At 55.6% G+C, this 12,186-nt stretch carries 11 protein-coding genes and 1 tRNA gene; 8 read left to right on the top strand and 4 right to left on the bottom strand.

What is annotated here, in order from left to right:
* Nucleotides 1-132 precede the first annotated feature (132 nt).
* The 8 genes from P8T57_RS06180 to P8T57_RS06215 all read left to right on the top strand — a co-directional run bounded on the left by P8T57_RS06180 (nt 133) and on the right by P8T57_RS06215 (nt 7,619).
* Nucleotides 133-1,062 (top strand): LysR family transcriptional regulator, encoded by a 930-nt coding sequence (locus P8T57_RS06180; RefSeq protein WP_341364908.1) that lies wholly within the window; start codon nt 133-135, stop codon nt 1,060-1,062.
* A 222-nt stretch (nt 1,063-1,284) separates the two neighbouring features.
* Entirely contained in the window at nt 1,285-2,115 is an 831-nt protein-coding gene (locus P8T57_RS06185; protein WP_065702149.1) for a DUF3100 domain-containing protein, read from the top strand.
* A 2-nt stretch (nt 2,116-2,117) separates the two neighbouring features.
* Nucleotides 2,118-2,606 (top strand): hypothetical protein, encoded by a 489-nt coding sequence (locus tag P8T57_RS06190; protein ID WP_341364909.1) that lies wholly within the window; start codon nt 2,118-2,120, stop codon nt 2,604-2,606.
* A 64-nt stretch (nt 2,607-2,670) separates the two neighbouring features.
* Nucleotides 2,671-3,855, top strand: coding sequence for a M20 aminoacylase family protein (locus P8T57_RS06195; RefSeq protein ID WP_341364910.1), 1,185 nt, complete (start codon nt 2,671-2,673; stop codon nt 3,853-3,855).
* 89 nt (nt 3,856-3,944) lie between these two features.
* Nucleotides 3,945-4,568, top strand: a complete 624-nt coding sequence (locus P8T57_RS06200; protein WP_341364911.1) for a DJ-1/PfpI family protein — start codon at nt 3,945-3,947, stop codon at nt 4,566-4,568.
* A 176-nt stretch (nt 4,569-4,744) separates the two neighbouring features.
* Entirely contained in the window at nt 4,745-6,511 is a 1,767-nt protein-coding gene (locus P8T57_RS06205; protein ID WP_341364912.1) for a tetratricopeptide repeat protein, read from the top strand.
* A gap of 28 nt (nt 6,512-6,539) precedes the next feature.
* Complete coding sequence (locus tag P8T57_RS06210) at nt 6,540-7,466, top strand: 4-(cytidine 5'-diphospho)-2-C-methyl-D-erythritol kinase (protein ID WP_341364913.1); 927 nt, start codon at nt 6,540-6,542, stop codon at nt 7,464-7,466.
* Nucleotides 7,467-7,544: 78 nt separating this feature from the next.
* Nucleotides 7,545-7,619: transfer RNA gene (locus P8T57_RS06215), tRNA-Gln, on the top strand.
* A gap of 399 nt (nt 7,620-8,018) precedes the next feature.
* Here the strand turns inward: P8T57_RS06215 and P8T57_RS06220 are convergent.
* From P8T57_RS06220 to P8T57_RS06235, 4 genes are all read right to left on the bottom strand, one after another.
* Nucleotides 8,019-9,215, bottom strand: a complete 1,197-nt coding sequence (locus tag P8T57_RS06220; protein ID WP_341364914.1) for a hypothetical protein — start codon at nt 9,213-9,215, stop codon at nt 8,019-8,021.
* A gap of 130 nt (nt 9,216-9,345) precedes the next feature.
* Nucleotides 9,346-10,338, bottom strand: coding sequence for a hypothetical protein (locus P8T57_RS06225; RefSeq protein ID WP_341364915.1), 993 nt, complete (start codon nt 10,336-10,338; stop codon nt 9,346-9,348).
* A 135-nt stretch (nt 10,339-10,473) separates the two neighbouring features.
* A complete protein-coding gene (locus P8T57_RS06230) occupies nt 10,474-11,184 on the bottom strand; it encodes a copper homeostasis protein CutC (RefSeq protein ID WP_341364916.1) in 711 nt (236 codons plus the stop codon).
* Nucleotides 11,181-12,113 (bottom strand): ROK family protein, encoded by a 933-nt coding sequence (locus P8T57_RS06235; protein WP_341364917.1) that lies wholly within the window; start codon nt 12,111-12,113, stop codon nt 11,181-11,183. The genes P8T57_RS06230 and P8T57_RS06235 overlap by 4 nt, the downstream gene beginning before the upstream one ends.
* Nucleotides 12,114-12,186 lie beyond the last annotated feature (73 nt).

Here is a 12,186-nt window from a genome sequence, read left to right on the forward strand (position 1 = left end):
GGCGAACTCAAGATCAATTGCCGGAACATGTTGTTGCCGAAACAGCAACACATATGCTCTGATTACGTGATCAGCTTCACAAGCACCAGACATCAACCACCCAATCAGGCACCCCAAACAGGCACGAACACCATGAAGATCGACGACAAGCCACTGCGTTATTTCCTTGCCGTGTTCGAGGCCGGATCCATCCGCACCGCGGCCGAAAATCTGCGCATCGCCCCATCCGCCATCAGCCGCCAGATCGCCGCCCTCGAAGCCCATCTTGAAACGCTTCTGATGGAACGCACCAAACGCGGCATCATCTTTACGGAATCGGGCCATATGGTCGCTGCCCATGCCCGGCGGCGTTTTGAAATGGACGAGGCCTTTTCGGTCGATCTGGCGGCTGCGCGCGGTGCCATCGCCGGAACCGTGCGCATTGCCACCGGCGAGGGATTTGTGGTTGATCTGGTCAATCACGTTGTCCGCCCGCTTCGCGATGAATTCCCCGATATCCGCCTTGAAATCGATGTCGCGGGCACCGAAAAAATCACCCACGGCATCCTGCGTGATGATTACGATATGGGGCTTGTCTTCAACCCGCCGCGCAATCCCGATCTGGAATTGCTGGCCGAGGATCACGCACCGCTTTGCGCCCTTGTCCCGCCGGGATTTGATCTGGCGAAAAAGGAAAACTGCACGCTTTCCGATACGCTGAATTACCCGGCGGCCTTGCTTAACCCGCATTTTGGCGTTGCCAAACTTCTGGCCAATGTCGATCAGGGCAACCGGCTGGCCCGTGATGCGTTCCTGACCGCCGATTCGATCAATGTCGCGGTGCATTTCGTCCTGTCAGGCGGCGGCATCACCTTTCTTCCGGCCTTTGCCGTATCGCGACAATTACGCAGGGGCGAGGTCGTCGCGATCCCGATGACCGACCCTTTTCTCGCCCGTGTTCCATCGCATCTTCTGGTGCGCAAGGGACGCCCGAAAACCGCCGCCGTGCGGGCGGTTACCGGCATGATCCGCGACCGGATGGAGGCCTTCGGCTCCGCCTGGTATCCCGAAGAACACGCATAGCATCAAGGCACCTGTTGCCGTTCTGGCAACATAAGCATCCCAAAATGGCACTTGCTCCACCCCGGTCGAGTTTTCATTGTCGGACAAAATCCCCGGCGCCAAAAATGGCAAAATTGTGAAATCTGCCAATGCCGGGATACCGCAGGGATGATGCAACAGTTCTGGCCTTTTTTGACCGTGGCCATGGTTGCGTCGAACACGCCACGTCAAGGAGACTGGGAAATGAACGCGCTTCGGGGACAATTGGAGCTCTGGCGGCTCCACCTCGCCGTTATCGTACTCGGCGCCATCGCCGAACTGATCGGCATTCAGAAAATTCCATTTGGCATCGGCGCGATTTTGCTGCTGCCGCTGCTTTACGCCTTCGTCATGGCGGCATTGATGAACCCCAATATCATGCCGAAATTCGGGAAATTCATCCGCCAGAAGGAAGTCAAGGCCGCATCACCGCTGATCGTGATTGCGATCATGCCGTTTATTGCGAAATTCGGCACCACCATTGGCCCGGCAATCCAGACCATCATTGATGCCGGTCCGGCCCTTCTGTTGCAGGAACTGGGCAACCTTGGCACCATCGTTCTGGCCTTCCCGCTGGCGGTCTGGGGCCTGAAAATGGGCCGCGAGGCGATTGGTGCGACCTTCTCGATTGCACGTGAACCCAACCTTGCGATCATCGCTGACCGCTATACCCTCAAAAGCCCCGAGGGCACGGGTGTGATGGGCGTTTACGTGATCGGCACCCTGTTCGGGACCTTCATCTTTGCCATTCTGGCGTCCCTTTTCGCCAGTGCGGACATCTTTGATCCGCGCGCCCTTGCCATGGCATGTGGCATCGGCAGTGGCTCGATGATGGCGGCCTGCACCGGTGCGCTGACCGAAGTCATCCCGACCATGAAGGACGAAATCCTTGCCCTTGCCGGGGCCAGCAACCTTCTGACCTATGCGACCGGGCTGTATGCCGGCCTGTTCATCGCCCTTCCGATTGTTGAAAAACTCTATAACGCGACCGCTGGCAAAAACGATATCGCCACCGCAAACAAGAAGGAGGCCTGATCATGTCCGAGAATGCAATTGCAATGGAACGTACCCGTCCGAACATTGATCTGACAGATCACGCCGTTACCCTTGTCATCGTCTGCCTTGTCGGGCTGGTGATGAATACGGTCGGCCCGGCCATCCCGCTTGCCGATGGCTTTGTCGGCATGGTGGTGATCTATCTGATCACCATGGCCGGCCTGCTTCTGACCCGCTTTGCACCGTTTTACCTGCCAAGTGTCGCATGGATTTCGCTGGTCGGTATTCTTGCAACCCTGCCCTGGACCCCGGGGTCGGAATGGATCGTCGCACAGGCCAAATCGGTCAACTTCCTGGCCCTTGCCACCCCGGCCCTTGCCTATGCCGGTTTTGCGATTGCCAAAAAGGAAATCGAGGTCGCCAAACATTCCGGCTGGAAACTGGCACTGGTTGCCTGCCTTGTCTTCCTTGGCACCTATGCCGGGTCGGTTCTGGTTGCCGAACTGATCCTGCGCCTGCAAGGCGCCTGATCCAACACCATATAAACGGGGGCCATCCGCCCCCGTTCTTTATGACACGCAACAGAGTATGCAGATGACTGTCACCCAATCCTCCCTTCATCCTCGCGCCACCGAACTCGTTGATGAATTCACCCAATGGCGACACCATCTGCATGCCCATCCCGAAACCGCGTTCGAGGAAAAGCTGACCAGCGCCTTTATCGCGCAAAAGCTTCAATCCTTCGGGCTTGATGTCAAAACCGGCATTGCCAGAACCGGCGTTGTCGCCACCCTTCACGGTAAAAAGGGTTCGGGCAAACGCATCGGCCTTCGCGCCGACATGGATGCGCTTGATATCCACGAAACCACCAATCTGCCCTATGCCTCGAAACATCCGGGCAAAATGCATGCCTGCGGTCATGATGGTCATATGACCATGCTACTCGGTGCGGCCAAAATCCTCGCCGAAAATCCCGATTTCACCGGCACGGTCGATTTCATCTTTCAGCCCGCCGAAGAAAACGAAGGCGGCGGGCGCGAAATGGTCGAAGAAGGCCTGTTTGACAGCCACCCGGCCGATGCGGTTTACGGCATGCATAACTGGCCCGGTCGCGATGTCGGCACCATGGCGATGAAGCCCGGCCCGATGATGGCCAGCTACGATATTTTTGAAATCATTGTGGATGGCCGCGGCTGCCATGCCGCCATGCCCCATCTGGGCCGCGATCCGATTACCGCTGCCGGTCAGGTACTGCTGGCCCTGCAAACCATTACCGCGCGCAATGTCAATCCGCTGCAAAGTGCGGTGATCTCGCCGACCCAGATTTTCGCGGGCGACACATGGAATGTCATCCCCGATACCGCCACCATCCGCGGCACGGTGCGCACCTTCGCACCCGACATTCAGGATCTGGTCGAAGACCGCCTTAAAACCGTGGCCGATGCCACCGCCAAGGCATTCGATTGCACCGCGCGCGTGATGTATCAGCGCCGCTACCCCGCCACGATCAACAGCGAAGCCGAAACCGCCATCGCCTTTGCCGCCGCCTCACGCGTCGTCGGGGCCGATCAGATCGACCAGAACCCCGAACCCTCGATGGCGAGCGAGGATTTCGCCTTCATGCTCAATGCCAAACCCGGAAGCTATGTCTGGCTTGGCAATGGCCCGACCGATGGCAACTGCCTTTTGCATAACGCCGCCTATGATTTCAATGACGCTGCCATCCCCTATGGTGTCAGTTACTGGATATCACTGGTCGAAGAATGCCTTTCCGCATGATTTTCTGACGGAAATCTCGCATTTTTCTTGTCTAAGCCCCAATCTGCGCGTTCAATGTCCGCCCTTTTTTGACTGGCGATGGATGTGTGATGGAAATCGCGATTGTAACGCTTGATGGTTTTAACGAGATCGACAGCTTTGTCGCCCTCTCGATCCTGAACCGGGCCAGGGGCAATGGCCTTCGTGCCGCCATTACCGGGCCCGGCCCATCCGTGACCTCGATGAACGGGGTCGAAGTCAGGATACAGGAACCGTTATCCTTCACCGCCACGGCCGATGTCGTCCTGTTTGGCAGCGGCATCCACACCCGCGATCATATCAATGATCCCGACCTGATGGCGCAAATCCAACTTGATCCGTCGCGCCAGATGATCGGCGCGCAATGTTCGGGTGTGCTGTTCCTGCACAAACTGGGCCTTCTGCCCGCGACCATCACGACCGATACCAAAACCCGGTCCCTTCTGGCGCGCACCGACACGGTGCTTGAAGACCGCCCGCTGGTCGCACAGGGCAATATCGTCACCAGTGGCGGCTGCCTGTCATCGCACTATCTGGCCGGGTGGGTTCTCGCACGTGCGCTTGGCACTGACAGGGCGATGGCCATTCTGGAATATGTCGCCCCGGTCGGCCAGAAATCACATTTTACCAAACAGGCGCGCGACATCATCGTGCCCCAGCTTGATGTTCCCGCCAAACGCCCGCTTTACTGCTAGCTATATCCTCATCACGGGAACGTTTCTGGCTTTGCGCAACCACCTGTGGGAAGTCCCCGTACAATCCCGTATGCTGGCCCATATGCTGGCCCGTAACCGGTCGCGCAAAATGCAAATGCTTTGCCTTATATTTGCCGACTGGTTAGGGTTAGCTCCATAAAAGTTAGTGGCCCGCATTGAGCGCAGAAAATGCGGCCGGTTGGGAATTGCAGACGCAGGACAAGTTTTTGAAACGCCATCTGTTAAACATCGTCATTCCGATGACGGCTCTTGCCCTTTCGGCCTGCGGCACCATGTCGCAGTCCGCTGATCGTGCCGAGTTCGAATATCCGCAAAGCAACAGCTTCTCGGGCAATTTCCTTGCCGGCAAGGCCGCCCAGATCGAAAACCGCACGGATTATGCCGCGCGCTATCTGCTGCGTGCCCATGAAATCGATCCGGGCAACGATGATCTGCGCCGCCGCGCCTTTCTGGCCCTGATCGCCGAAGGCCGCATTGCCGATGCCGAACCGGTTGCGCGCGTGCTCGTCGATGAAAATCCCGAAGACCTGTTTGCCATCATGACGGTGATGGATGCCGAAATCCGCGATCAGGATTATCAGGCCGCCCTTGATGCCGTATCGACCCTGCCGCAACGCGGGATCACAGCCCTGATCGTACCGCTGGCCAAGGCATGGATCTATACCGGCCTTGATCAGCCGCAAAACGCCATGGCCGCCCTTAACGAATTGCAGGGCAACGGCTCGCTCAATCCGCTGTCGGAATATCATCGCGGTCTGATCCTGGCCTATTTCGATGACCTGAACGCCGCCGAAGTCGCCCTCGCCAGCGCCTATGGCGATCCGGCCGATGCGCCGCTGCGCGCGGCCGAAGCATTGGGGTCGGTCTATGAACGCAAAGGCCAGACGCAAAAGGCATCCCTTCTGTATGAAAGCTATATGGACCGCCATCCGCAGTCCCTTGCGATGCCCTATCACCTTGACCGTCTGGCAAAGGGGGAGCCCCCCACCAGCGTCATCCTGACCCCGGCATCGGGTCTGGCCGAGGCCTATCTTGATATCGCGACCCTGCTTAGCCAGGAAAACGCGGTTGATCCGGCCTTGCTCATGGCGCGCTATTCGCTGTCGCTGCGCCCCGGTGATGACATCACCCGCCTTCTGGTCGGCGAGATCATGGAAATCCAGGAACGCTTTGACGCAGCCGTCATTGTGTATGAATCGATCCCCAAAGACTCCCCGCATAGCTGGAACGCGCGCCTGCGCGCCGCGTCAAGCTATGAACAGCTTGGCAAGACCGACGATGCGATTGCCCTGCTCGAAACCATGGTCAATGAACGCAGCGACCGTCCCGATGCCCTGATCCAGCTTGGCGATATCCTGCGCATCGATCAGGACTTTGCCGGGGCGGCCAATGCCTATGACCGGGCGATTGAACGTCTGGGCGGCACGGATGCTGTCGGCTGGCGTCTGCTCTATCGTCGCGGCATTGCCTATGAGCGCGCCGGAAACTGGCCAAAGGCCGAGGCCGACTTCCTCAAGGCGCTCGAACTTGAACCCGATCAGCCCTATGTCATGAATTATCTTGGCTATAGCTGGGTCGATATGGGCAAAAACTTCGATCAGGCCGAAGACATGCTCAAACGTGCCGTCGAACTGCAACCCGATGACGGTTACATCATCGATAGCCTTGGCTGGGTCTATTACAAGCTCGGCCGTTATGATGATGCGGTCGAACAGCTTGAAAAGGCGGTTGAACTCAAACCCGATGATCCGACCATCAATGATCATCTGGGCGATGCCTACTGGCAGATCGGCCGCTTCCACGAGGCCCGCTTCCAATGGCACCGTGCGCTTTCGTTCAATCCGACCGACGAATTGCGCGCCGATGTCCAGGCCAAGCTTGACGGCAAAACACCCCATGCCGGTGACGTTGCCGCAAACTGATTGATCGGGGATAAAGGGCATCCGCATCATGTCTTCGACCCATACCGAACCGGCCCCGGCCAAACTCAACCTGTTCCTGCATGTCACCGGCAGGCGCGATGACGGCTATCACCTGCTCGATAGCCTCGTCTGCTTTGCCGATTGCGGCGATGTGATTACCGCAACCGCGCGCGATGATGCCGAACTGACCCTTGCGATCACCGGCTCGATGGCGGGTGATCTTGGCCATGGCAATATCGAAGACAACCTGATCCTGCGCGCCGCCCGCCTGCTTCGGGCGGAGGCCAATGTGACACAGGGCGCTGACCTCACGCTTGAAAAAAACCTGCCCGTGGCGTCTGGCATCGGCGGCGGATCGGCCGATGCGGCCGCCACCCTTCGCGTGCTCTGCCGGGTGTGGCAGCTTGATATCCCGACCCCGGAACTTGAAAAACTCGCGCTTAAACTCGGGGCCGATGTGCCGGTGTGTTTGCATGGCAAGACCGTTTTGATGCAGGGCATCGGGGAAAAACTGATCGACCTGCCGGAATTGCCCAGCCTGTCACTGGTGCTGGTCAATCCGGGCAAGGCGGTTTCAACGCCCGAAATCTTTGCTGCGCGCGATGCCGGTTTTACCGAAGAAAATCTGTGGGATCGCACGGCAAAGTTTCAAAGTGCCGCCGCCCTTGCCGCCGCCCTTCAGGACTGCCGCAACGACCTCACCCTTCCGGCATCGGGCATTTTGCCCGAAATCTGTGACGTACTGACTGCGCTGGCCCGCGAAGACGGATGTTTACTCGCCCGCATGTCGGGCAGCGGGGCGACCTGCCTTGCGATTTACGACACCGAAAATCAGGCGGAACGTGCCGCAAACGCGATTGCCGAAAGCCAGCCCGACTGGTGGGTACAGGCCACCGGAATTCAAACAATGCAGGATCGCGCACGCGCGCAGATCGGCGCATCCTTCCCGGCCTAAATCCCCGGCAAAAAAAGGTTCAAATAGAGGGTTGCACTCCGGCGCGGGGAACGCTATTTTCCGCGCCACACACGCTGATGGGGCGTGGCCAAGTGGTAAGGCATCGGTTTTTGGTATCGTGTACCGTAGGTTCGAATCCTACCGCCCCAGCCAAGACAAACCGCTTTGAGGTTTTCCTCAAAGCGGTTTTCTTTTATCCACGTAATAAGCGAATTACGACCCTGCCATTGTGCGGCGCAATATAGTTGGTGGTACACGTTTGATGTAACACTGCCACAAAATTTCAATTCAAATATCACTCTGTTGGTGAACAGATCTTTGCTAACTGTGTTGAAAGTCCCCCTAAATCGGATTTAGCCTTCTCATGGGGATCAAGTAATCGGACAGCGAGGGCCGGGTTACTACCTCACAAACATCGGCCACCACGAACCAAGGGTCATCATCAATAGAGACAACCCGGATGTCATACTTGTTGTTCGAGCTTATGGTCGGGCAGGTTTGAAAGTGAAGGCGGCAAGGATGTTAGCCACGAAACCGAACCAACAGAAGGGCTTAAAAATGATCCTTGGGATCGGGGTTAAGTAGCGCATCCCATTGAGAAGGATGGCCTTGCTTGGCTACTGTATGCGTTTCTATTGCATCTAGCATCGGCCTCAACCGTGCATATGTTTTCTTTCGTTGCTCTTCGGTCGAAGGCATTTCCTCATCTACAAATTGCTTTCGCCAGTCCGGCCAGCAAGTATCCCATACTTTCTCTGAATAGCTATTCGGTAAAGGATGGCGAACGAAAGACATAGTACCTGACGTACCATCTTGGTTTGTATCCCAAGCGTCAGCAATTTCGCGAAGGTCTTGCTTGAGATGCTCAGCCTCTAAAAAAACCTGACCATCTCGAAGAAAAAATGGCACCAAACTTTGATGAAAGCGATCACCAGAGACAAACACTTTGCAAAATGGAAGATAATATAAATATTGCAAATCTATTAGATTTGTTGGTCTAGTACTTAAAGTGTCTGATGCTATCCCAATGGAAAAGAATATATTTACCGAAAAGCAGTGCACCGCATAAGGTGCGTATTCAATAATTTTCGGCCTTCCATTCATTCTCCAGTTTCTTATAACATTCTTTTCATATTCGATGTCTCCGGGTTCAAGTGTATTAATTATTTGCCTTAGCAGTTCAAAATTTCCCGTTCTACCGCTGCTTATCTTTGCAACCACATCTTGAATCGAACTTAGATCAGGAGCCACTTCTCGCCATTTTGGATAGACCTTTCTATAGGATTTTCCCAGTTCTACTAGATCAATTAACTTAATCGCATCTCTCCACCGCTGAGCCAGCACTCCTTCAAATTCATTGAACCTCCCTTCTACCCATCTACTCATTGCTTTGTCTTCAGGGGAACGGCCTAGAAAATTCGCCTCCGCTCCAGTGGCATCAACTATGCGCTCTCCTCGCGGCACCAAAACGTGACCATCCATTGGCACTTCGTAACCAAGCAGATTGTGGTACCAGATTTCCCGATGATGGAGGTTCTGCCAAACGTCAATTTGAGGGATTTTATTTGCCAAGCCCTGAACGTGACCCTCCGGTGCCCTCCCGTCCCTCCAATCTTTCTTTAAATTGGCTAGTATCTCCATAAACAGAGTTGGCACTCGGTTTAATGCATACAGGTTTGTCAGCCATCGGGATTCTCGTTCCGATAAACATTCAATAACAGATTTATCAAAGACTAAAGTTGGTCCCATTCATGTCTCTCTTAAAAATTAGGCATGAATACTTTATGGATGCCGTCTTATCGAATTAAGGCATTCCAATTGCACCTTGCAAATATGCAGCAATTAGAGTTGCGGCCAGCCCAGCAGTCAACGCTATTGCTCACGAGACAACAGAAGGGAAAGCTCTTCTGATTAGACTATCAGATTTCTCTGATAGATATATAGCCGTAAATGGAAGGTACTTAGTATGTAAGTAGGTTACTAGGCGAGTTATGAAAAATACAGATACAAAGAAAATGAATCTTTGGCCTAGATTATTTAGGCTAGGTATATAAACTAATGCACCAGCAAATATAATCTGATTTGCTCCAAGATTTAACTTCTTAAAATGTGTTGCATATGACCTTTCATATCTTTTGAAATCATTCTTGATTTTCTCAAGCCTCCCCAAAGTCCATGCTTCGCTAGAGCTTTGGGTCATAGCCGAATTAACGTGAGGCCCTAATTCGATTTCGATCAATCTCTTGGTACCTTCCGGCTCAGGCTCATTGACTGAAATCTTAAGAATCTCGGCACGCTCATTCTTGGCAAACTCTAAGAGCTTGAATGCCGGGAGAAAACGAGCCTGCTCCGCCCCTCCTTCTTTGACAATCGTAACAACTACATTTCCTCGTTTGAATTCCTGCTGTAAATTTTCTGCTACACGAATGATTTGCTCATGATCAATGCTAATAGCACCGAACCTCCAGCGAGAGGTGTGTAACTGCATCATAGAAAGATCAGGTAATTGTTGTTCACTGGGAGCATCTTGAGCAAACAAAGTGAAAGCACCTCCAGTGCCTTCATCTGCTTCCCATTGCCCATCAATCGAGCCTTTGGATGACAACTTGCCTTTTGCGGTGAGGTTATTCCACCTGTCTTCGGGGGTTTCGACGCGATGCACTCCGACAATGCTTAGATTCTCGCCATCGAAATTGCCTGAGATATCGTAGAGAGTAACGCCGTCCCTGTCAGTTTCGTTAAACCTCAGCACTCCGACGAGCGCATTATCTGGACCAGAAAGCTCCAAAAACAATTTCCCAGTATTGGTACCTCTGGCTGTACCAGCCCATAGTTTTGCAAGCGTCATCTGTGCCTCATCAATAAACCGCATATGCTGCTTCTGCGTAATTTATAGCACAGACTGGCCAATCTATATTGCTCAATGAAAATCTAATGTTGGTCAGATCGATCTTACGAGCGGAGAACATCTGGAAGAATTGAGACGCACTCAGATTTAAGCCGGTCTTCATCCCGCCATCCCCACCTTAACCCCCCGCACAATATCCCCATCGGTCGCTACCCGTCCGGCCGCGTAACCGTCCCCCGCCGGGTTCGCTTTCTTGCACGATGCATGCAGTTCCGTGGCCCCGGTTGTGCGCAGCAATTTTGCCGCATTTTCCGGCGTGATGCCCGATCCGGGCAGGATGGTGATCCGTCCGTCGGCCTGTGTGATCAGGCGCGCAATCATGTCCGCCCCCTGTTCGGCAGTCGGCTGCTGGCCCGATGTCAGGATACGGTCAAAGCCAAGGTCGATGGCACCTTCAAGCGCGTCAAACGGATCGGGCACCGCGTCAAACACCCGATGCAATGTCGCCCCAAGCCCGCCCGCCACGGACAGAAGATCGGCCAGCATGTCGCGATCAAGCCGCCCATCCGGCGTCGCCGCGCCAATCACGATCCCCTCTGCCCCGTGGTCGCGGGCAAGGGCGATGTCATGTTTCATCATCGCCACGTCAGACGCGCCATAGATGAAATCGCCGGGCCGTGGCCGGATCATCACCCGGCAGGGCACCGGGATATCGCGCAAACCGGCCATCGCCCCGGCACTTGGCGTCACCCCGCCGACCGCAAGGGCCGCGCAATATTCAATGCGGTCCGCCCCGGCGCGCGCGGCCACCATCGCATCGTCAAAACTTTCAACACAGATTTCCAGAAGCGGCTTTTTTGCGGTTGTCATACGCCCGCCCCGTCATCCAGAAGATGCAGCATCGCCGCCCCGCGAAGCCCGCCATCGCGGCTATGCTGCCCCGGCACCACCAAAGGCGCGTCATAGCGGCCCAGAACCCGTTTGCGGACCGCGTCATCGATCATCGCAATCAGGCGGCTTTCGGATGCCAGTCCGCCGCCGACCGGCACGCAATCGGGGTCAAGCACATTGACCATCAATGCAAGCTCCCCCGCGATCAGATCAACAAAGATGTCCACCGCGCGGGTCGCCAGTGCATCCCCTGCCTGCCAGCCGTCGGTGATCTCGTAACTCGGCCGTTCCTGTCCGGGGGAAAGTCCGGCAATCTGCGCGTAAATCCGTTCAAGCCCCCGCGCCCCGCCCCAGGCATCAAGGCACCCGGTCCGGCCACAGCCGCACACCACCGGCGCAAGCCCATGACGGATCAGCGCACCCGAAACATCATTGCCATGCCCCCATTCGCCGCGAATGCCGCTGCGCCCGCCAATGAACTGCCCATCCACCACAATGCCGCCGCCCACCCCGGTGCCAAGGATGATGGCAAAAACCGTCCGCGCGCCCTTGGCCGCCCCGCCGCGTGCTTCGGCAAGTGCAAAGCAATCGGCATCATTGGCAACCCGCACATCGCGGGTAAGGATTCTGGAAAGTTCCGGGCCAAACGGCCATCCCTTGATCGCCGGAATATTGGCCGAAATCACCGCCCCGGTCTTGGGATCAAGCCCCCCGGCAAAGCTGATGCCGATATCGGCATTCTCGCCAAATTCACCGTCCGCATCGGCAATCAGCCCGGCAATCGCCGCAACAAAGGCATCGCGATCTTGCGTGGGTGTCGGCACCTTGATCTGGGACCGGATATCGCCCCCGCCATCAAACACCCCAAACTCGATTTTCGATCCGCCAATATCAAATGCGTAATGCATGCCAGCCTGCCCAAAACCCCGTGATCTTTCCTATCGGATATACCACAGGACCGCCGCCCGCAAAAACAAACGG

The organism is Thalassospira sp. SN3W (genome assembly GCF_038070535.1).
Taxonomy (GTDB): domain Bacteria; phylum Pseudomonadota; class Alphaproteobacteria; order Rhodospirillales; family Thalassospiraceae; genus Thalassospira; species Thalassospira xiamenensis.

Coding starts and splice junctions, on each gene's coding strand:
- P8T57_RS06180 (WP_341364908.1), top strand. CDS start 133: ATGAAGATCGACGACAAGCCACTGCGTTATTTCCTTGCCGTGTTCGAG.
- P8T57_RS06185 (WP_065702149.1), top strand. CDS start 1,285: ATGAACGCGCTTCGGGGACAATTGGAGCTCTGGCGGCTCCACCTCGCC.
- P8T57_RS06190 (WP_341364909.1), top strand. CDS start 2,118: ATGTCCGAGAATGCAATTGCAATGGAACGTACCCGTCCGAACATTGAT.
- P8T57_RS06195 (WP_341364910.1), top strand. CDS start 2,671: ATGACTGTCACCCAATCCTCCCTTCATCCTCGCGCCACCGAACTCGTT.
- P8T57_RS06200 (WP_341364911.1), top strand. CDS start 3,945: ATGGAAATCGCGATTGTAACGCTTGATGGTTTTAACGAGATCGACAGC.
- P8T57_RS06210 (WP_341364913.1), top strand. CDS start 6,540: ATGTCTTCGACCCATACCGAACCGGCCCCGGCCAAACTCAACCTGTTC.
- P8T57_RS06220 (WP_341364914.1), bottom strand. CDS start 9,215: ATGGGACCAACTTTAGTCTTTGATAAATCTGTTATTGAATGTTTATCG.
- P8T57_RS06225 (WP_341364915.1), bottom strand. CDS start 10,338: ATGCGGTTTATTGATGAGGCACAGATGACGCTTGCAAAACTATGGGCT.
- P8T57_RS06230 (WP_341364916.1), bottom strand. CDS start 11,184: ATGACAACCGCAAAAAAGCCGCTTCTGGAAATCTGTGTTGAAAGTTTT.
- P8T57_RS06235 (WP_341364917.1), bottom strand. CDS start 12,113: ATGCATTACGCATTTGATATTGGCGGATCGAAAATCGAGTTTGGGGTG.